Source organism: Butyrivibrio proteoclasticus, assembly GCF_900115735.1.
Taxonomy (GTDB): domain Bacteria; phylum Bacillota; class Clostridia; order Lachnospirales; family Lachnospiraceae; genus Butyrivibrio; species Butyrivibrio proteoclasticus_B.
Map to the genome: position 1 here is coordinate 1 of NZ_FOXO01000012.1, position 22119 is coordinate 22119.

A 22119-nucleotide genomic window follows, 5' to 3' on the forward strand; every position below is an offset into this window, starting at 1 on the left:
GTGCGCTTATGCGGTATTAACAGTCGTTTCCAGCTGTTATCCCCCAGTATGAGGCAGGTTACCCACGCGTTACTCACCCGTCCGCCACTAAGAATATACAATCATCTGCCGAAGCTTCTGAAGCGTATATTCTCCGTTCGACTTGCATGTGTTAGGCACGCCGCCAGCGTTCATCCTGAGCCAGGATCGAACTCTCACGTTTAAAAGTTTGATCAGGCTAGAACTTAAGCTTGGCTTTTGTTCTGTCCGTTATTTACTATTTCTTTGTTCTGAATAAATTCTCTTTAGAGCATTGGTCTTGCGAATTGCTTCGCAATTCCCAAGCTTTTGCATTCGCAAAATGTAATCAGTCAATCATAAATCTCATTGAGCAAGCTCATTCGATTTCTGTTTTCCTGATTCCACAATGCTCATTGCTTTTTGGAATTTTTCAGGGTTGCATTACTGTTTATTTGTCAAGGTGCAGGAGCTCAAAATCCGCTCCAGTGCTGCATTTGCAACGCTTTGTGTTTCACTACTGCATCAGCAACGAATACAAATATATCACTGTAGGCCATATGTGTCAACAACAAATTTCATTTTTTCTCAAAAAATTTATATTCGTTTATAATGTCCAAAATACCATTAACTTATCTAAGCACATAGCCTTTAATATCTATAGAGTTTATCATTGTTCCAGCATCGAACTCTCCCGTGACTTTGACTTCGGTTATAATAAAATTTCCTTTGGGATTAACCTTCACATTTTGAGATATTATCTCTCGTTTTCTATTATCATCATTTATATCTGCTTCTTCTAAATCTACCAGCTTATCTATAATTTCGCTAAGATCAGCTGTTCCTACATAATCACCGCTCGTAGTTTCAAGTTGCACCTGATTGGTTTTATCACTTGAAATAAAGCAATCAACAAAACATATCTCTTTATATTCTTCTACATCTAAAGAATCTACATCTCTGTATGCATAGATATAGAAATTATCAGATTTATTATCATACTCATTTTCCGAGCCATTCTTTAATTCCTCCAGCTGTTCTTTAGAATAATTGTCTTCAAGATATTTATTTCCTACATATCCGCTTTCCCACCTAATTGTCTTATATGCTTCAAAAGCAACATTTTTCTCAAAATCTTCTCCTTTTGATATAGCAGCAAAATACTTTTCAAGCCTGTGCTTTTGAGACATTAATACAACGCTCTTATAATTTGTAAATGGCACAACAAGAACAATAAAAGTCATGGCAATAATTATAAATATCAAGCTGAATGTAATGTCTTCTGCACTAAAAAAGTCTATACAATACATAGCAAAGTACAGGATTTCAAAAACAATAAAAGCAAGTCCAAAATATCTTGATCTAGTAAAGCCATAATCCGCAACCCTCATATATAGACACATAATCTGAAGCACGATAAAGGGAATAAATAAAAACGGCATAATCCTGATCGGCTTCAGAAATCTCTCCTGACAACATCCGCTTGCCATTGTCCAGATAACGATTCCAAATAAAAACAATGCTGTAAGTATTGAAAATACCTGATTTTTAGGAAACTGCCATGTGAATACAATTTTAAATATATATAAATAAATTATAAAAAAAGCTATTGCAAGAAGTCCTGTAAATATATATGCAAGAACAATCTTTGAAAACTTTGAAAAATCATTTTCTGTTTTTGAAATTCCCATAAGGCTGCATGGATAAGCCACAAGTCCAACAAGCATTATTTCACATCGCATAATTAGATCAATTGACGATGTTTCAATAATAAGTGCATCAAAGATCAGCAAGACCAACAAAATTCCAAGATCAATAATTCCATAGACCAGAAGAGCTTTCATCATACCGCAAAAAGCTTTGGCAACATATGTTTCAAAACATTCACCGGATCTTTTATAAATAAAGTAAACAGAAAGACCTACCGCTGTTACAAGGTAGCATACAAAAATATCAAAGGCAGTTTCAGTAAGCAGTTCTGCATTTTCAATATTTTCCTTAAGCGAACTCTCGAGCAAAACATTTACCCAGGCATAATAATACGTTATTACAACTGATACAGGGATAATGACTGCATATATGATTGTTTTCTTTTTCTCAAAATATCCATGATAATGATAGATAGTTTCACACAATAAGACTCCCGGAACTATACCATATAACAGTAGTTTCAAAAATGGAATAATCGTTTTTATTATATATGAATTAGAAATTCCATCCCCTTGTATTGTCCACAAAACAGTTGCAACTAAAAAAATTGCAATTGAAAATAAATACTCCTTTACTACATCCACAAACTTTACTTTTATTTCTTCAATCCACTTAAATTTCACGCGCATACTCCCCGGTATTACTTATCAGCTCTTTTTTCTTTATCTATAGTAATCTCGCAATCCATAACGTCCTTAATCAATGAATATCTTTTTAGATAATCAATTATGAATGTATCAGATAACGTGTAATCATATGGAACAACAACATCAAACTTGAGTGTCTTTCTTCCATCATGACGATGAATGATTCTGAAATCATGAAAAGAAAGCTTAGAATCAAGTTTTATCAATGCCTCACTTATTTTTTTCTTGAGTTCATCCGTTTCAGCATCTCCTTCGACAACCGGGTCCATATGTATGACTGCTATGCAATGATACTTTTGATGAAGCTCATTTTCTATGAAATCTATCATGTCATGTACTGATATCAAATCTCTGTCAGATGGGACTTCCACATGTAATGACATAAATATTCTTGTAGGTCCATAGTTATGAATAGTTATGTCATGAACTCCCAATACTCCATCATATGAATTAACCGTTTCAGACACATCTCTTAAAAGCTCTTTACTTGGCGGTTCTCCAAGGAGCGGATTTATAGTATCTCTAGCCGCATCCCATCCTGATCTGATAATAAGAATTGCAACTAAAATACCTGCAAATCCATCGATATTCAATTTAAAAATGAAATTTATCAAAGCAGAAATAAAAACTATAGAAGTAGTTACTACGTCTGAAATACTGTCGATAGCAACAGATTTTAAAGTAGCACTTTCTATCAGCTTGGACGCTGAAAAATTACTTTGAAACATAATGAGTTTTACAAAAATAGAGATAATAAGAATTACTGCGATATAATAGTTAAAATCAACTTCCTCAGGATGAAATATCCTATTCACAGATTGTTGTAGCAACTCCACACCGGTAATAATTATGAGCAAAGACACAATAAGGCCCGCAACATACTCAAGTCTGCCATGTCCAAATGGATGCTCAGCGTCTGCTTCCTGGCCTGATAGTTTAAAACCAATCAAAGTCACTATGGAAGATGCCGCATCGGATAAATTATTAAATGCGTCACCGAGAATTGAAATTGAGCCACTGATGACACCTGCCAACAACTTTATGATAAAAAGAAAAAAATTAAAGGCAATGCCCATAGCACCACTAATGATGCCATAGCGTTGCCTTACACCAGGATCCTGAACCTTATCATAATTATTTATTAGTCTTTTTGCCAAAAAACAAATCATGTCTCATCAGAGAAATACACTGTGATAAGTAGAGTCCCCTCTTCTACAGTTATCTCTGCCTCCTCATCGATGATAAATTCATTGCTTACTCCCAGTGGAAAATCATTGGTAAGAGTTCCACTCTCTAAATTATACATCAGCCCTTTAATTGTAACACCTTTTGATATGTCAGAAAGAGAAAATACTGATATATAGCCACTGTTTCCCCTGTGAAATTTAACTGTTTCGTTGTGCGCCACCAAAAGCATCTTATCATACTCCATGATATAGCCTTTAGCGCCATGATTTTTTATAAAATTCAGAGTCTGTATATTCGCAATCGTGTGATCAACTCTTTTTCCGCCCAGAGCGCCATATAAAAAGAATTTGCGATATCCTTTTTCAAGTCCTATCTTGACCGCCTTTATAGTATCAGTGTCATCTTTCTTAACATTCAGGCGAACAATCCTGTCAGGGTCAGTCTCTTCTATTTCCATAAGGTCTCTTATTGCCATATCACCTTTTTCAGAAAGAGAATCAAAATCGCCAACAATAAGATCCGGTAAAACCCCCACATTCCTTGCATGCAAAAAACCTGCATCACATGCAATACAAAAATCTCCTTCTTCAAGGTCAATCTCGACAGGATAAAAATCTCCTGCAGAAATAATCACACACTTTCCATTTTTTATTTCACTGTTCATGCTTTTATCCTTGATTCGATAGTATCTATATCCATAACCCACTCATTGGCACCTCCCCAGTCGCCTACGATAGTCTCATCAATTGTGCCGTCTTCATAGGTAATAGTAGTATCCAACCTGTAATTCATCTTGGCAACCTTGGTTGAATTACCGGAAGTGATATAACTATACAAATAGGTTACAGAATACTGTGTGTGCGGATACAGATTATCATTTATAGCTGCAGGCTCATAAGAGATTGACGCTCTCTGGACGCCGTCATCTTCGAAAAAATTAGCCCAAAGTGTTATAACTCCGGAAGTTGATGGATTCTCATCAAAGTCAAGAAAATGATAGCTCCATTTATCTTCGTTACAATCAAGAACTATGCCCTCTCTGCTAATAGGAATATAAGTCGTATTTTCAAGTGGAGTCTCCTGCTTGTTAAGAAACACATCCCTAAGTGAAATATATTCATCAGAGACTACAAAACCACGCAGCTCATCTACATTTCCAACATCAAGCTGCTCAAAAATCCCAGAAAAAACAGAGAGAACTTCCTGAGAATTATCCAAACACTTTTTAAAACTATCGATTTCATCTGAGGTACCAAGTGCTGAAGTAACGTCAGATATAAGGTTTATATATTTGGTAGCATCTTCCAAATCCAGTGAAAAAGAACTAATATTCGGAGTCACAAAAGATAATATAGCCTTCTTAAGCTCGTCTGTTGGAGCCTTCTGATACACAGAAAGCATAGTTCTTATCAGCTCTTCGTATTCAGAATAGCTTGAGTTACCTGACCTGAATAATGAATCCGCATCATCTCCATAGCTCGATTCAAAGCACCTTTCAGAAGCTGCATTCAAAATATCAATAGCCTCTTCATTACTATTGTCATCAACAAGTACTGACAAAATAGCCTTTACTGTATCAATGTTTGCTCTTTCCTCATTCATTGCCGTCACAGATTCGTTAAGAACAATTATATGGTAATTATCAAGAAGTGCTTCGTTATTAGTATTCTCCCAACCGGTATAAAGAGTATCCTTGGCATTTTGTGAATCATCAACACTAAGATAAGCCCCTGCAAGATTGGCATATGCCTTAACTGATTTAGAATCTATATCAATAGCTTTTGTGTAGGATTCAATTGCTGCTTCATAATCTGCATTTTCAGTATATTTATCGCCTGCAGCTATCGCCTTATTTACCTTAACAAACGGCAGGTGCAAATAGACAGAATAACCTCCAACAAGTAAAAGAGCTGTTGAAGCCGCCACTATTACAAGCTTCTTCATGTCTATCCTTTTTCTGCGACGCTTTTTATATTTATATCCGGATATATAACCGGATTTCTTTCTCCTGTAATTCAATTTGATTCCTTCTCTTTCAAAAATAAAAAAATTATAAACTAAAAACAAGCAATAGTATAACACGAAAAATAATATATCTAAAGTCAGAATTAATAACAAAATCCTTTGACTAAAATATTGCAAAAATAATACAAAAATCTTAAATTCATAGACGCAAGTTTTTAATACAATTAAAATAGAAGTATACGGTAATAAACTAATAGAAGAACTATTGAAATAAAGAAAGGAATAAAAAAATGAAAATTGCACTTATCAATGAAAACAGCCAGGCCGCAAAAAATGAAATGATTTACAATTCATTAAAAAAAGTTGCGGACAAACATGGGTTTGAAGTATTCAACTATGGAATGTATTCTGCTGAAGACAAGGCCCAACTGACATATGTTCAGAACGGTATCCTCGCATGTGTTCTTCTTAATTCAGGTGCTGTTGACTATGTAGTAACAGGATGTGGAACAGGTGAAGGTGCTATGCTTGCATGCAACAGTTTCCCCGGAGTTATCTGCGGACATGTAACTGATCCTCTTGACGCTTATACATTTGCACAGATCAATGATGGCAATGCCATTTCAATTAACTTTGCACTTAAATCAGGTTGGGGCGCTGAACTCAACCTTGAATACATCTTCGAAAAGCTTTTCTGCGAAGAAAGCGGTCAGGGATATCCAAGAGAAAGAGCTGTACCAGAGCAGCGCAACAAGAGAATTCTTGATGAAGTAAAGAAGGTTACTTATGTTCAGGATGTGCCTTCCATCCTCAAGAATCTTGATCAGGAGCTTGTAAAAGGAGCACTTTCAGGTGAGCACTTCCTTGAGTACTTCGATGCAAACGCAAAAGACGAAAGCATCAAAGCAGCTGTTCACGAAATACTTGGAAAGTAATTAGGGAATGGCTACGCGGAAGGTTTTGGGGTGAGGACGCAAATTTAAGTAAATAAAAGTCCTGATTCACTCTGTATCTTTCGCTGTGATTCGTGACGAATAAAAAAACTGTCATAGCTTGTTTCATGCTTATTCAAAGCACAAGCTATGACAGTTTTTTTTTATTCTACTCATCAGCAGCTCAAGATAAATCGCTCATCAGGGCTTTTATCAACTAAATTTGCTGTCCATCGCGATAACATCTTTGTTTCATAATACAATAACTGCAATAGAATTGGACACAGACTCATAAATACTGTCTATAGAAACTTTATTTGAAACCAGTGCAACTTTCTGTGGCTGCTCAATGCTGTTGCAGTCATCTACAGATCCTTTTAGCGTATATATAGTAACATCCTTACCACTTGCTACTTCAATAAGGCTTTGTCCATTTACCAGCACTTTGTCCAGACAAATGCCTGCATCTTTTGATCCCGCATTAATTATCTTTACATATACATGCTCATCATCTTTTGACGCAGTTACATAGACTCTGTCCTTTTCAAGGTCATCAAAGTCTACATCTATAAGCTCTGTTCCTGTAAAGTTTGAATAGATCTTTTGAACATAATAGCTTGGTGTTCCATAGGATGCGCTGGCATCAAACCATATAAGATCAGGCTGCCACTGGGTATATCCAAGGCGAGCAAAAAGAGGTGCATATGAAGCCATAAGTACTACATCTGCGTTCTTCTCAAGCCCAGTCATAAATGCAGCTTCTGCAAGAGCTGCGCCAAAACTGTTCCTCTTTTCAGGTGCTCTATCTGGATTTATGTGGCACGCATACTCTCCTGCGAATACTTTTCTGTGTCTGTCATAATAATCATACATATGAACATTATCATAGAGCCAGTTATCTGACACATAATAGTGTTCATCTACAGCATAGCTGTAATCTGACTTCGCCTTCATTTTAGGCGAGAAGTTATCCCAAGCCTCTCTATAGTGATCAGATGTAACGTCAGGTCCTGCGCTTCCGCAGCACTTTATCTGAGGGTATTTCTCATGAATAGCCTTTTCAAAGACATCGTACCTGTGGAAGAAGTCTATTTTCTTAGTCTCCCACTGCTCATTGCCGATTCCTATAAATTTAAGATCAAAGCTATCAGGATGTCCCATCTGAGCTCTCAGAGCTCCCCACTTGGTATCAGTAGCACCATTGGCAAACTCAATAAGGTCAAGGGCATCATTTACATATTCCATAAACTCCGGAGCAGAACTGTCAATGAGCTGATCTGACTGATACTGACATGCAAGACCGACATTCATTACAGGAAGCGGCTCGCAGCCCAAGTACTCACATAAAAGGAAATACTCATAAAAACCAATTCCAAGTGTCTGGTTATAATATGGAAAATCGCCAAGATCTCTGTTTCCCTTATCATCATCATTTCCATGAACCGCCCATCTGTTCCAGTTTGCTTTTCTTTCTTCAGAAGGACCAACAGTCAGCTTCCACTGATATCTGTTTGAGAGTTCATTGCCCTCCACTACGCAGCCGCCGGGAAATCTCATAAATCCGGGCTTTAAATCTTTTAAAAGTTCACACAGGTCTTTCCTGAAAAGTCCAAGAACTGCATCTTCAGGATACATTCTGAACTGATCAAATAAAGCTTCTCCTTTTTCCTTGATAAGAACAACAAAAAGACCTCTTTCAATATCCTTTTTAGCTGTTATCTTTGTTTCATATTTTTTCCAATTATCTCCGGAAATCGTAATCTCCTCTGAGTGACACAGCTTTTTTCCGCCCTGTGAAAAGATATTTACAGTCACTGTCTTATTTTCTTTTACTTTTGCATAAAAGCTTACGTTAGCGGACTTACCTGCTTCAAGGTAAATTCCATCATATGCCTTGTTCGAAAAGCCTGCATTTTCTTCATTTGTCTTTACTACAAGATAATGTGGATTAACCTGGTTAAGAGGCTCTTTATCTGATACTTCTATCTCTGACTTACCTATAAAAGGATAGGCATTCCATCCGTAGAGATAAGCCCCTTTCTGATAATAATTGCACTTATGTCCATGAGCCTCTAAAAATTCAAAGCTCCTATTCTCAAGCATTTCTGCATGAAGTCCGCCATCAAGGCCATAATTTATATCCTCAAAAAACAGCCCAAACATTCCCTTGCTTATCGTTTTTCCCATACAAATATTCCTCTCAATAATTATTGCATATATTTTCTAAGTATGACATCTTGAACTAAATTCCAGAAATCCGCATATACTGCGGATTTCGTGAGAATATGAGTGAAGAGTCAACCAAGCCTCATCGACGAAGTCGATTTAAATTGGCTTGGTTGATGCATTCTTGAATTGTTGATTCAAGAATGCATAGTTTTATACTTTAGATCAACATTTTTCCCATTTCATATATAGACTCAAAAATAGCATCAGGCTTAACATCAGAATTTTCGACGTCCGAAAGCTGGCACTCCCCTGTTAGAACCAGTATTCCTTTAGCTCCATTATTAACTCCGGTGGCTACATCCGTATAAATTCTGTCTCCAACAAAAGCTATCTTCTCTTTTGGAACCTTTGTTGCATCAACTATCATATCAACTGTTTCTTTAAAAGGTTTACCAACAAATCTTGGCTGTTCACCGGTAGATAGTTCAATAGCCTTGCATATAGCTCCGCAATCAGGAATAAATCCGTTTGGCATAGGACAATTTATATCCAGATGTGTAGCCAGAAAAAGAGCTCCCTCCCTGATATAAGTGCAGGCATTGGAAAGCTTTCTGAAATCCAGTGTTTTATCAAAACCAACCACCACAATATCCGGCCTTTTATCAAGATTATCAGGCTCAAGCGCATCCTCATTGTTGCGGTTAAAAAGCTCGATCCCCGCCTCTAAAAAGCTATCTTCCAAGGGCTTTGGCCCAAGCAGATATACGCTCTTTCCGTCATAATTACTCTTCAAAAATCTTATCATCACATCACCTGATGTCATGATCTGATCTTTTTTAATAAAGCACTTCATACCGGCAAGTTTCTCTATGTATTTGTCTGAATTTGTAGATGAATTATTGGTAAAAAACATATAGCTTTTGCCGGCTTTTTTTACTGCTTCCAAAAACTCTAAAGATCCATCAATAATATTGTTTCCCAAGTAAAAAGTCCCATCCATATCAAGGACAAAAAGGTCTATATCTTTTAATATATCAATCTCGCTCATAAACTTCTCTCAATTTTCCCGTTGCTACTGTTTAGTTTTGGTCATTTATTTACACATTCTTATTAGTAGCGTGTTTCTCGTACAAAAGAACTATATCCCCTGCCCTTATCACAAGGCTACCCTTTGGAATGATTGCCTTGCCACGTCTTCTGATCATGAAGATATAACTCTGTCTTGACATATCTATGTCTCTTATAGCCATCCCATTCCATGAATGTCCTTCATTTATAGTTATTTCTTTTAGCTCAATTGGCTGAATATCCTTGCTCTTCTCGGCGCACATAACAATAATGTCACCGGTTTTCAATACTGTAGAGCCACGTGGAATCAGAGTTTCATTCCCTCTTTGAATAGCAACTATCATGGCATCCTTTGGAATTCCAATTTCCATTATCTTCTTGTCGGACCATTTATCATTTTCAGAAAGTCTGACCCTTATAAAATGGATATTTTCCTCTTCTGCAAATTCTCCCACGGTCTTTAGTCTCTGGTATTGTTCGACAAAGCCGGCAGAAATAATACCTGTAGGAATAGCAACCATTCCAACACCAAGAAAACTGATTATTATTCCAAGAATCTTACCCATTATTGTAACCGGATAAATATCACCATATCCTACAGTAAGAAGTGTTGATGCCGACCACCAGATACCTGAAAATGCGTTTTGGAAAACGTCCGGCTGGGCTTCATGTTCTACACTATACATGCAAAGGCTTGACGCCATCATCAGTATCAAAATGATAAAAACAGATGCGAGAAGCTGCTGACTCTTTGAAACAATGATCTCGGTAATAACATTGAGCTGATCATAATAGGAATTTATCCTGAAAAGTCTGAGAATCCTTGCAACTCTAAAGAGCCTGAACACTGTTCCACCCGCAGGGAAAAACACAGGCAGATAATACGGTAGAAATGATAATAGATCTATGATTCCTGCCAAAGAAGAAATGTATCTAATTGCCGCCTTAGCCCCTGATAGTTTGGGGTATAGTTCAGCCGAAGATATAAGACGCAGTATATAATCTACTGCAAAGAAAAAAGTTGTAACTGCTTCAATAGCAAGGAGGAGCCCTTTATAGTGCTCCTCCATATAATCAAACGTTATTGCAAATGCAGCAAAAAGATTGAGAACAAGTGCTACAATACTCAAAAAATCATAAAACTTGTTCATGGGTTCATCAATTACTCCAGTGCTAACCATATTAAAAATCTTTGCTCTAACACGGTTTATCTTCACTTTAGTAACCATTTCCCATCCCCCTTTTTACTTTCTGCGTTTACCAAAGCTCTCCATGACAAAGTCACTAACGTCCTGTAAATAATCAATACTTCTCTTCTTGTTTTCAGCTTTGATATGCTTCTTTTCGGACTTTGATACATTCATTGTATTGCTGTCTTCTCCAACATACCATGCTTTTGTAGACTCTTCACTCTTTATGTTAAGACGTCCTACATTTTCAAACTCCGCATTTCCCCTTGCAGAGTGCTTTCTCTCAGCTCTTGTTGCCCTTGAAGCTGAGTTTTTATCAGCTGTCTTATTTCTATCCTTTTTTATGCTCTCAACAAGCGCTTCATCTAAATATGTTTTTCCTGTTATTTCATCCTTTGATTTATTTCTTCTCTTAGGTTTTTCAAAAAGAAGCTCTTCTCTAGGGGATACTTTTTTCTTATCAAGCTTTCTATCAGAGGCTGAAAGCGATCTTCTGCCTTTCCTGTCATCTTTACCGGACTTAAACTTACGTCCGTCACGGCTCATCCTGCCATCACGCCTTCCACGTCCAAAAGTGCCTTTTCCTCTGTCCTTGTCCCTGTCGCCACGTCTGTGTCCGAAATCAAATACAAGGTCTTCAATATCTGCGCCCATTTTGAGCTTCATAAATCCGGCTGCAAGCTGTTCTGCAGTATACTCGCCTTCTTCAACCTTCTGATTTACAAACTCAAGAGCAGATGAAATATCACCATTTTCAATAATATCTATAACTTCAGCAAATACCTTCTGAGACTTAACTCTTGTAATCTCTTTTGCTGACGGTACTTTTCTTTCCTCAATCTTTGTATGACAAACTTTCTCGATTTCTCTGAGTTTGTACATTTCTCTTCCACCGACAAGAGTAAATGACTGCCCACTTCTGCCGGCACGACCTGTACGTCCGATTCTGTGAACGTAATACTCTATATCTTCTGGAATATCAAAGTTAAATACAGCTTCTACACCGCTAACATCAATTCCTCTTGCAGCAACGTCAGTTGCTATAAGGATATTGATCCTTCCACTTCTAAATAAGTTCATTACGGTATCACGCTGGTTCTGTGAAAGATCACCATGAAGTCCATCAGCCTGGTATCCCTTGCCCTTAAGGCTTTCAGCAAGCTGATCAACCATTCTTTTTGTGTTGCAGAAAATAAGTGATCTTGAAGGATTGTAATAATCCATAAGTCTTACAAGGACTTCTTCTTTTGACTTCTGAGGAACTCTGTAATAGCTCTGCTCAATAGCTGCTACAGTAATCTCCTTTGGAGTCATTTTTATGTACTCAGCATCTTCTTTCTGATATTTCTTTGTGATCTGAAGTATTGCCTCAGGCATTGTAGCAGAGAAAAGAGCTGTCTGTCTTTCTTCAGGCATTCCCTGAAGGATAGTCTCGATATCATCCCTGAATCCCATATCAAGCATTTCATCAGCTTCATCAAGTACAAGAACCTTTACATCCTTCATCTTCATAGTATGTCTGCGCATGTGGTCCATTACTCGTCCCGGAGTTCCAACTACGATCTGAACTCCTGCAGATAAAGCTTTTATCTGTCTTGAGATATCCTGTCCACCATAAACAGCAAGGACTTTTATGCCAAACATATACTTAGCAAAATCTCTTATATCATCAGCAGCCTGCATAGCAAGCTCTCTTGTAGGACACAGTACAACTGCCTGCAAATGCTTATTTGCAGGATCAACCTGCTGCAAAAGTGGAATACCAAATGCGGCAGTTTTACCAGTTCCTGTCTGTGCCTGTCCTATTATATCTTTTCCCTCAAGCATCACAGGTATTGCAGCTTTCTGGATTGGTGACATGTACTCAAACCCCATTTCAGAAACTGCTCTTAATATTTTTTCATCAAGACCTGAATCCTCGTATCTTACCTTTTCCTCCTCGACATTAACAGTATTTTTTTCTAAATCTTTACTCATTAAAACTCCTATTTCTGAACATAAAAAAACTAACTTAAATAAACTACATTTGAATGCATACGGATTGCTCCGCTTCGCTCACGCAATCCTACAAACATTCGGAATTCGCATTATCATGCTACTTCCTCATGTTTGTTCGGTCTTCAAAGTCAAATGATCATTAGTGCAAGCACAGAATCATATGACCTTGACTCCCTTTATGCATTCACATCTCTCCACTCATAACATCCTTGTTTTTTACAAGATAATCAACAAGTGAAATAATTGTAAGAGCCAAAGCAACCCACATAATAACATTTGTAAGAACATGCATTACAGGATGATCAATGTCGGCTATCATAAGAATTACCATTATCATCTGGAATGTTGTCTTAAATTTACCCCAATAGCTTGCAGCTATAACTCTTCCATTGTCTGCTGCAATAAGTCTGAATCCACTAATAACAAACTCCCTGGCAATAATAATGATCACTATCCATGAAGGAATTCGTCCCAGTTCAATAAGCCCTATCATTGCACTACAGACAAGAAGTTTGTCCGCAAGTGGATCCATGAACTTGCCAAAATCTGTGATCAGATTGTATTTTCTGGCAATCTTACCATCAAGCATATCTGTAAGACTTGCAATAATAAATATGGCAAGTGCCGTCCATTTAAAAGCATCATTAGATGGATCAAACAATAAAAAGAATACAAAGAACGGAATTAATATAACTCTCGCAACGGTCAACTTATTCGGTAAATTCATATGTTTCTGCTTCCTCCCCAACTAAATCATATTCATTAGAACCTGTTATAAGAACCTTTAAAATTGCTCCTGACATAAGATCTTTTTGAACACCGGAAACAAATACGTATCCATCAATATCCGGTGCATCCTTATATGTCCTTCCTACATATGTAAATCCGTCAAGACTGCTGGCCTCTTCGTCAACTATTTTTCCTTCTATGATAACATCAACAGTTTTTCCAACCATGGAATCGGCTCCTTCAAATGCTATCTGCTGCTGAAGTTTCATAAGCTTATTCCTTCTGGTTGTCTTAACTCTTTCAGAAACCTGATCAGGCATTGTAGCTGCCGGTGTATCCTCTTCCTGTGAATATGTGAATACTCCAAGTCTGTCAAATCGAAGGTCTTCCACGAGCTTCATTGTCTCATTGTGGTCTTTCGCAGTTTCACCTGGGAACCCACTAATAAGAGTAGTTCTAAGGCAAATGTCAGGAATTTCTTCCCTGAGATGTCTTACAAGTTCTCTTATTTCAGCATTATTGGTTTTTCTTCCCATTTTTTTAAGTATTGCATCAGAGCCTGACTGAATCGGAAGATCAAGATAATGGCATATCTTAGGCTCATTCTTAATGGTCTGAATAAGCTCCTCGTTAATTTCTTCAGGATAACAGTAAAGAACCCTTATCCATTTAAATCCATCAATCTCACACAGCCTATGTAACAATTCAGGAAGCTTTTTCTCTCCATAGATATCAGTTCCATAAAGCGTAGTTTCCTGTGCAACAACCAAAAGCTCTGTTACACCTGCATCAGCAAGATTTCTGGCATCCTTAAGAAGATCTTCCATAGGAATACTCCTGTAAGAGCCTCTCACCTTAGGAATGATGCAGTATGTACAGCGTTTGTCACAACCTTCTGCAATCTTAAGGTAGTTGTACACTCCGCCTGTTGTCAAAACTCTCTTGTGCCCACCTGTCTGAAGTTTGTTAACATCATCAAAATAGTTTTTGTGATAAAAGAGCTCATTTTTCTTTATTGTTTCATCAAGAGCCTGAACAATTTTGTCGATAGACGATATACCAAGAATCATATCAACTTCAGGTATTTCTTTCTGGATTTCATCCTGATATCTTTGTCCAAGGCATCCGGTAACGATCAAAGCTTTATACTTTCCGCTTTTCCTGTATTCCGCCATTTCAAGGATAGTATTGATACTTTCCTCTTTCGCATCACCAATAAAGCAGCAGGTGTTAACAACTGCTGCTTCGGCTTCATTGGTGTCATCTGTAAAATCATAACCATAACTTTCGAGCATACCGAGCATTACCTCAGTATCAACTCTGTTTTTGTCACAACCAAGTGACACAAATAATATCTTCATATCTCTTTAAAATTACTCTTCTGTGTTTTCTGTCTCTTCTTCGTCAGTTGCTTCCTCAAGCTTGGACTTCTCTTCATCTGTAAGGATTCTAAGAGTATCCTGATTCATTTCCTCTACAGCGATTGAAAGAGGCTTCTGTTTGTCCTTTACCTTAACCATTGGCTCATCACCTGCAATGATCTGTCTTGCTCTTTTTGATGTTGCCATAACAATCGAATATCTTGAGCTGATAACTGGCTCTTCGCCTTCCTCAACCCCTTTGTTTACTACATTCATTAAATCTACATATGAAGGATGTATCATAATGTTCCTTTCTGCGTGGTACGCAACACATAATATTTGTTTATTTAACAAAGCTTTTTACAGCTCTGATCTTAACTATTTAAAACTTTCCCAGCTGTTCTCTCATCTCATTGATAAAATCGGCATTTCTGTCAGGAGTGTTATGAGCTGACCCGATGATCTCATGAACCTTTTCAACACATTCATCAAGGTCATCATTGACTACGATGTAGTCGTATTTTTCAATTCCAACAGCTTCTTCTTTTGCTCTTGCCAAACGCTTGGCAATAACTTCATCAGTTTCTGTCCCTCTGCCGCGAAGTCTCTTTTCGAGAACCTGTGCTGATGGCGGCATCACAAACAGTAATACAGCATCACTATACTGTTCTTTTATCTGAAGGGCTCCCTGAATCTCTATCTCGAGAATTACATCAATTCCCTGAGATAATTTTTCTTCAACGTATTTCCTTGGAGTGCCGTAATAGTTATTAACATATTTAGCATGCTCAATAAGGCCGTTCTCAGCAATAAGCTTTTCAAACTCTTCAGTGGTAATAAAGAAATACTCTCTGCCGTTTTCCTCACCCTCTCTTGGGTTTCTTGTTGTGGCTGAGATAGAAAGAGCATACTGATCATACCTTTTTGTCAGCTCTTTCATAATGGTTCCCTTTCCTGCTCCTGAGAACCCTGAAACAACAATAATAATTCCTTTACGTTTCATCCTGACTATTCTCACTCTCTGATATAGCTCTGTTACATATGGTTTCCGGCAAAAGAGCTGATAATACAAGCATACCATTTTCCATAACAAGTACTGCCTTGGTCTTACGTCCCTGAGTAGCATCAACGCTTTTTCCCTCTTCACGGGCTTTCTGAACCATGCGCTTGACCGGCGCAGCATCAGGACTAACAATGCTTATTATTTTGTCTGCATTAACAATATTGCCAAATCCAATGTGAATGAGTTTATTCAATGTTTTGTATCTGCTCCCTTACTTTTTCAATATCTGTCTTAAGAGCAATTCCTCTGTCTGAGATCTTAAGATCTGTAGACTTTGAAAGAATTGTATTTGCTTCTCTGTTCATCTCCTGTGCAAGGAAATCGAGTTTTCTACCAATGCCATCCTTGTCATCACCCTTTAAAAGGGTATCCTTTGTAGCTCCGATATGGCTGCGAAGTCTTGTTATCTCTTCATCCACGCAAATCTTATCTGCATAAATAGTAACTTCCATCGCAAGTCTGTTTTCATCAATCTGCTTATCCTCAAGAAGATCCTGTATCTTCTCACGAAGCTTATCCTTATACTCCTTGATGATCTCCGGTGAACGTTCAGCAATATACTCTACATTCTCCATCATTCCATCAAGTTTATCTGTGAGATCTTTACATAAAAACTCGCCTTCTCTAGCTCTTGACTCCATGAATTGCTTTCCCGCACCCTCAAGAGCCTTCATAAGGCCGCTTAAAACTTCTTCTTCATTGAGTTCTTCCTCTTCCATTGTAAAAACTTCAGGAAATCTTGAAAGAACAGAAATCCTCACATCATTATCAAGGCCAAAATCTCCGGCCATTTCATTGAGATATGAATAATACTCCTGTGCAATAGCCTTATTGTATTTTACCTTTGTCTCTGATTCAGAAAAATCTTCATAACTAATGAAAACATCGACCTTACCGCGCTTCATGTAGTTCTTAAGTTCGCTGCGGATTGCAGCCTCAAATGCATTAAACTTTTTTGGCATCTTGATATTAATATCAAGATAGCGGTTATTTACTGATTTAAGCTCTACAATATACTTGCGATTTCCTTCTGTAATCTCACTTCTGCCAAAACCTGTCATGCTGCAGACCATTATCAAATCCCCCTTATTTGGGCATAGTTATACAAAAGTTATTATAATATATCGCAATATAACGGTCAATGTCAATCAGTTCTTAAAACTGTGAACCGGCGCCGGTATTCTACCGCCTCTGTTAACGAAATTGTCACAGGAGAACTGGTTAACCGGCATTATCGGGGCATAGCCTAAAAGGCCGCCGAATTCCACTGTCTCGCCAACGCCTTTTCCAATTACAGGAATAAGACGTACAGCTGTAGTCTTCTGATTGATCATTCCGATTGCCATTTCATCTGCAATGATTCCTGCAATTGTTGTATCCTTTGTATCTCCAGGAACTGCAATCATATCAAGGCCTACTGAGCAGACACATGTCATAGCCTCAAGTTTTTCAAGTGTAAGCGCTCCTGCTTCTACAGCATTTATCATTCCCTGATCTTCACTTACAGGAATAAATGCTCCTGAAAGGCCACCAACGTAAGAAGATGCCATTACTCCGCCTTTTTTTACCTGATCATTCAAAAGAGCAAGTGCTGCTGTTGTACCAGGCGCACCCGCATGTTCAACACCAATCTCATGAAGAATGTCAGCGACACTATCGCCAATAGCCGGTGTTGGTGCAAGAGAAAGATCAATGATTCCAAACGGAACTCCAAGTCTCTTAGATGCTTCCTGAGCTACAAGCTGGCCTACTCTTGTAACTTTAAATGCAGTCTTTTTAATAGTTTCGCAGAGAACTTCAAAGTTCTCTCCCCTTACTTTTTCAAGGGCAGTCTTAACAACGCCAGGCCCGGAAACGCCGACATTTATTATCTTGTCAGCTTCTGTAACACCGTGGAACGCCCCTGCCATGAAAGGATTGTCATCAGGAGCATTACAGAAAACGACAAGTTTGGCACATCCAAGGGAATCCTTTTCCTTTGTAGCCTCAGCTGTCTTTTTTACTATTGTGCCCATAAGGCGAACTGCATCCATATTGATGCCTGTCTTTGTCGATCCAACATTTACAGATGAGCATACGACATCAGTTGAAGCAAGTGCCTCAGGTATTGACTCAATAAGAAGTCTGTCCGCGTCTGTCATTCCCTTACTTACAAGTGCAGAATAGCCTCCGATAAAGTTAACTCCTACCGCCTTGGCTACCTTGTCTAAAGTCTTGGCAATTTTGACAAAGTCAGAAGGTTCCTTGCATGCTGCCCCGCCAACAAGTGCTATAGGTGTTATTGATATTCTTTTATTTACAATAGGGATTCCATATTCACGAGAAATCTGATCGCCGGTTCTAACAAGATCCTTAGCGGTCTCATAGATTTTGTTATAGATATTATCACAGAGCTTGTTCAAATCTGATGTAATACAATCCAAAAGGCTGATACCAAGAGTAATTGTCCTTACATCAAGATTTTCTTTTTCTATCATTTCGTTGGTCTCAATGACCTCATTTACATTTATCATTTTGTCACCTTTCATCATAGGGAAGTTATGGATCTAATAAAATAAGAATGCTTTAAATAAGCACTTAGATCCTGTGCATTGAATCAAAAATCTCTTCTTTCTGACACTTTATAACTACACCTATTTCTTTCCCAAGGCTCTCAAGGTCATCAGCCACCTGATTAAATTCCTTATTTGTTCCAGACATATCAACTATCATCATCATGTTAAAAAATCCACTGACAATCGTCTGGGAAATATCGAGAATGTTGATACCTGACTCTGCAAGATAAGTACACACTTTAGCTATAATACCTACTGTATCCTTGCCAACTACTGTAATGATTGTTTTTTTCATGATCTCCTCCTTATTGTACACGATGCTGTCAGTGCTCAGTTCATGCCTTGCAGCACCGGTTAAAATTCAAACCATCAAAACTCAAGAACTGTAGAAATCGAACTTCTATCCGCAACCATAATAGGAAAACCGTCATTATATTTTAAGCTTTCATTCATCTGTAATTCCACTCGAACTGCTTCATATGCAAGTTCCGGAAGATTATTCTCTTTTGAAAGATGCCCCAAAAATACACCCTGCAATTTATTATTGATGAGCCTGCCAAGTAACTCACCACTTTTTTCATTACACAAATGTCCCTTGTCTCCCAATATTCTTGCTTTAAGAACATATGGATAAGGCCCTGTCTGAAGCATTCTTATATCGTGATTAGCTTCGAGTAATAGTGAATCACAATCAGATAAACGTTTTACTATATAGTCATCATAACAGCCAAGGTCTGTGGCAACTCCAACTTTTTTGTCGCCAACAACTACTGTGTAGCCACATGGTTCATTGGCATCATGTGATATAGTCATTGGATTTATCTTCATATCTCCAACCAGGACTTCTTTATCTACCATTACCTGCACAAACCTTGAATTAATCATTTCAGCCTTTTTATCGCTTGCTTTAATTCCTTGTATTGTACCACCCGTTGCATAGATCGGTATATCAAATTTCTTTAAAATTGTGTGAAGTGCTGCAATATGATCTGTGTGCTCATGTGTGACAAAAATGGCACTTATATCTGAAAGTGTAAGATCAAGAGATTTAAGTCCCTCTTCAATTCTCTTTTTGCTAACGCCTGCGTCTATTAAAATGTGGGTGTTGTCTGAACCGATATATGTACAGTTTCCGCTACTCCCACTGGCAATACTTGTAAATCTCATATATTCCCCGTTTCACTGCTTAATCTTTCAATATATTAGCTTATTTCTGCAAAAAAAGCCATATATAAATAAAAGTATGGCATAAGCTTAAGATATAAAGTAAAAAGAGAATTCTTTGCTAGCAAATAGCCCGCACAAGAATCCTCTTACAAATCTATATTTCAAATAGATATATTTGTGTCTGCACTCCTCAAATCATTTCCAATAAACTTCTATTTTGTCCCCTTCCTTAATGGTCTGAAGATAATCCGGAGTGCTACCATTTAAAATCGTTACCACAGATCTACCCTGCGGCTTTGACAGATCAAAATCAATCGCATCAAAAACATCAACAAACACATAATCTGCTTTGCCATGGAGAGTCACTGGATCATTATTGACAACAACGTGAAGGTCATGAGCCAATATATTTTTTACAGGTTCAGTCTCATCATTTTCATAAGTCCCGGTATCAACAGGAGAATCAAGTGTAAGCTGTCCATTGGAATTCGTAGCAATTTTGGCCGCTTTCTCTTCGTTCTCAATAACCTCTTCATTTTCCTGGCTAATGGCAACTTCATCCGCAGAAGGATAATCCTTATAGTAATCCATGATCATATCATCCTGAGACTTAAACTCTACCTTGAAATTCTCATAGACAGGAGTATCTTTGTCACCCCTCTCATTATTGACCATAATGACCGTATCTTCTGTTAATTCAATATCGAGAAGTTCAGCAATCTGCGCAGCTGTATTGTAATCAAGGACCTTCACTTCATCTCCGGGCTGGATCGAATACAACGGAGTCTGAAGCTGTCCATTTACAGTTGCATATCTGGATGCTTCAATCTTTTTGCCATCAACATTTACGTTAAATTTGGTTTTAAACTCAGGAATACTTTCAATAACAGCCTTTCCGGGAGCGCCAGCAGTTGATGGCGTCACATCAATGATATCATTGGCGTGGATTTTAGTATGGATATCTGCAGGTTTTCCGTTAAGAGTAATTACAGCTGCTTCTCCGGGTTCTCCACGGGAAGTCCTCTCTTTTCCGTTTACTGTAAACCGTAGTTCTTCTCCCCTCTTTGGGAAAAGATCTTCATTAGGAAATGCAACCTGCATTGCAGCATCAACTATCTGAAGTTTGCCGTTATCATAAATCTTGGTCTGTGTTCCATTGAATGAAACAAAGATAAAGTTGTTTGCTTCTTCATAGTAGCTGATACAGATTCCAAGTGGTGTTACTATTAGAGAATTCTTCTCAATCCCATTGTTATTCAGGAATACAATGTCCTTCATAACTTCCTCACCGCGAAGAGCAACTCTTTCCTCGGAAATGTCCATTTCTCTGGCAATTGCCTTAACATATCCCGGAACACATCCACCGCCGCCAACTACAAACACAGCGCTTACCGCTTTGTCTCCGTTTAATCTTTTTATTTCCTCTACGGCTTTTTTAGCCATTTCATCAACTTTAGGCTTAATGACTTTAGCAATCTCTTTTGCCGTAATAGTCTTCTTAAGCCCCATGATATCAACATAATCAACTTTTTCAGAATGACTTGCTGCTATTTTTATTTCATCTGCAGAATTAAAATCAACAAGGCAATACTGAGCAATGATTTCTGTAATATCATCTCCTGCAAGGGGAAGCATTCCATAAGCTGTAATTGAGCCGTCATCAGTTACACAGATATCACTTGTACCTGCTCCAACATCAATAAGAGCAAGATTCAACATTCTAAATCTTTCAGGAATCGCAACCATCATAGCAGCGATAGGCTCCAATGTAAGATTAGCAACCATAAGTCCCGCTCTCTCGCAAGCCTTATACAGTCCATCAACACAATCATCAGGAAGAAAAGTAGCAATAAGCTCAACGCTGACCTTTCCTGCATTATGGCCTTCAAGATTGGCTATCTGATAACCATCAAGGTAATAGTGCATTACCGAGTAACCCACAAGGTAAAACTTTAGTCCGGAAGTATTTTTACTGATGAATTCCGCATATGCTTTTTCAACAGCACCGGAATCAAGATTATAGATATCCTCATCAGTAATATCGTGAGAATCCTGATACTCATAATCATAAGTAGTTCTTACTGTTTTAAGAACACGACCAGCCGCAGCAATACAGACATCTGTAAGATGAATGTCAGTCTGCTGTTCCAAGGCTTCTTTGACCATTTTGATTGTCATTCCAACCTTGCCAATATCATGAATCTGTCCGTCAAGCATAGCCCTTGTCTGGTGCTTTTCAACTGCCTGGGCAATTACGTTAAATTTTCCTTCCTTCATGTACCCGACAGTACCAACGACGCTTCTGGTTCCGATATCAAGTCCAAATACAACTTTCTGATCTTTTTGCTCTAAACTAGCCATTATGCCACCAAGCCCCCTC

19 protein-coding genes and 1 rRNA gene are annotated in these 22119 nt (G+C 38.0%); 1 reads left to right on the forward strand and 19 read right to left on the reverse strand.

Annotated elements, in window-relative coordinates; translation table 11 throughout:
• The 5 genes from BM146_RS08840 to BM146_RS08860 form a co-directional block, all read right to left on the reverse strand.
• A 16S ribosomal RNA gene (locus BM146_RS08840) occupies positions 1-202 on the reverse strand; the annotation flags it as partial.
• A 427-nt stretch (positions 203-629) separates the two neighbouring features.
• Positions 630-2336: a DUF4153 domain-containing protein gene (locus BM146_RS08845; protein ID WP_083413466.1), complete on the reverse strand. Its 1707-nt coding sequence runs from the start codon at positions 2334-2336 to the stop codon at positions 630-632.
• An 11-nt stretch (positions 2337-2347) separates the two neighbouring features.
• A complete protein-coding gene (locus BM146_RS08850) occupies positions 2348-3511 on the reverse strand; it encodes a cation diffusion facilitator family transporter (protein WP_242949373.1) in 1164 nt (387 codons plus the stop codon).
• Between the two features lie 8 nt (positions 3512-3519).
• The gene (locus BM146_RS08855) at positions 3520-4206 is read right to left on the reverse strand and encodes a thiamine diphosphokinase (RefSeq protein WP_074887764.1); all 687 of its coding nucleotides are present in this window, start codon (positions 4204-4206) and stop codon (positions 3520-3522) included.
• Complete coding sequence (locus tag BM146_RS08860; protein WP_177201629.1) at positions 4203-5486, reverse strand: tetratricopeptide repeat protein; 1284 nt, start codon at positions 5484-5486, stop codon at positions 4203-4205. The genes BM146_RS08855 and BM146_RS08860 overlap by 4 nt, the downstream gene beginning before the upstream one ends.
• Before the next feature lie 311 nt (positions 5487-5797).
• Between BM146_RS08860 and BM146_RS08865 the strand changes: the two genes are divergently transcribed.
• On the forward strand, positions 5798-6442 hold the full coding sequence (locus BM146_RS08865) for an RpiB/LacA/LacB family sugar-phosphate isomerase (protein WP_074887494.1): 645 nt from the start codon (positions 5798-5800) through the stop codon (positions 6440-6442).
• Between the two features lie 249 nt (positions 6443-6691).
• Here BM146_RS08865 and BM146_RS08870 read toward each other — a convergent pair whose 3' ends face one another.
• The 14 genes from BM146_RS08870 to BM146_RS08935 form a co-directional block, all read right to left on the reverse strand.
• Entirely contained in the window at positions 6692-8626 is a 1935-nt protein-coding gene (locus tag BM146_RS08870; RefSeq protein ID WP_074887499.1) for an alpha-L-arabinofuranosidase C-terminal domain-containing protein, read from the reverse strand.
• Positions 8627-8825: 199 nt separating this feature from the next.
• Complete coding sequence (locus BM146_RS08875; protein WP_074887502.1) at positions 8826-9656, reverse strand: HAD-IIA family hydrolase; 831 nt, start codon at positions 9654-9656, stop codon at positions 8826-8828.
• 49 nt (positions 9657-9705) lie between these two features.
• Positions 9706-10905: an ion transporter gene (locus BM146_RS20410; protein ID WP_074887505.1), complete on the reverse strand. Its 1200-nt coding sequence runs from the start codon at positions 10903-10905 to the stop codon at positions 9706-9708.
• A 15-nt stretch (positions 10906-10920) separates the two neighbouring features.
• Complete coding sequence (locus BM146_RS08885; protein WP_083413468.1) at positions 10921-12843, reverse strand: DEAD/DEAH box helicase; 1923 nt, start codon at positions 12841-12843, stop codon at positions 10921-10923.
• A 205-nt stretch (positions 12844-13048) separates the two neighbouring features.
• Entirely contained in the window at positions 13049-13591 is a 543-nt protein-coding gene (gene pgsA / locus BM146_RS08890; RefSeq protein ID WP_074887508.1) for a CDP-diacylglycerol--glycerol-3-phosphate 3-phosphatidyltransferase, read from the reverse strand.
• Entirely contained in the window at positions 13575-14954 is a 1380-nt protein-coding gene (gene rimO / locus BM146_RS08895; protein WP_074887511.1) for a 30S ribosomal protein S12 methylthiotransferase RimO, read from the reverse strand. The genes pgsA and rimO overlap by 17 nt, the downstream gene beginning before the upstream one ends.
• A gap of 12 nt (positions 14955-14966) precedes the next feature.
• Positions 14967-15230 carry a DNA-directed RNA polymerase subunit omega gene (gene rpoZ / locus BM146_RS08900; RefSeq protein ID WP_242949374.1) on the reverse strand — a complete coding sequence of 88 codons (264 nt, stop codon included), beginning with the start codon at positions 15228-15230 and terminating at the stop codon, positions 14967-14969.
• 106 nt (positions 15231-15336) lie between these two features.
• Positions 15337-15957: a guanylate kinase gene (gene gmk / locus BM146_RS08905; RefSeq protein WP_074887520.1), complete on the reverse strand. Its 621-nt coding sequence runs from the start codon at positions 15955-15957 to the stop codon at positions 15337-15339.
• On the reverse strand, positions 15947-16210 hold the full coding sequence (locus tag BM146_RS08910) for a DUF370 domain-containing protein (RefSeq protein ID WP_022775502.1): 264 nt from the start codon (positions 16208-16210) through the stop codon (positions 15947-15949). The genes gmk and BM146_RS08910 overlap by 11 nt, the downstream gene beginning before the upstream one ends.
• Entirely contained in the window at positions 16203-17090 is an 888-nt protein-coding gene (locus BM146_RS08915) for a YicC/YloC family endoribonuclease (RefSeq protein WP_074887523.1), read from the reverse strand. The genes BM146_RS08910 and BM146_RS08915 overlap by 8 nt, the downstream gene beginning before the upstream one ends.
• A 75-nt stretch (positions 17091-17165) precedes the next feature.
• On the reverse strand, positions 17166-18530 hold the full coding sequence (locus tag BM146_RS08920) for a PFL family protein (RefSeq protein ID WP_074887528.1): 1365 nt from the start codon (positions 18528-18530) through the stop codon (positions 17166-17168).
• 64 nt (positions 18531-18594) lie between these two features.
• Positions 18595-18867, reverse strand: coding sequence for an ACT domain-containing protein (locus tag BM146_RS08925; RefSeq protein WP_074887531.1), 273 nt, complete (start codon positions 18865-18867; stop codon positions 18595-18597).
• A 74-nt stretch (positions 18868-18941) separates the two neighbouring features.
• Positions 18942-19739: an MBL fold metallo-hydrolase gene (locus BM146_RS08930; protein ID WP_074887534.1), complete on the reverse strand. Its 798-nt coding sequence runs from the start codon at positions 19737-19739 to the stop codon at positions 18942-18944.
• A gap of 195 nt (positions 19740-19934) precedes the next feature.
• Positions 19935-22100, reverse strand: a complete 2166-nt coding sequence (locus tag BM146_RS08935; RefSeq protein ID WP_074887537.1) for a cell division protein FtsA — start codon at positions 22098-22100, stop codon at positions 19935-19937.
• Between the last annotated feature and the right edge of the window lie 19 nt (positions 22101-22119).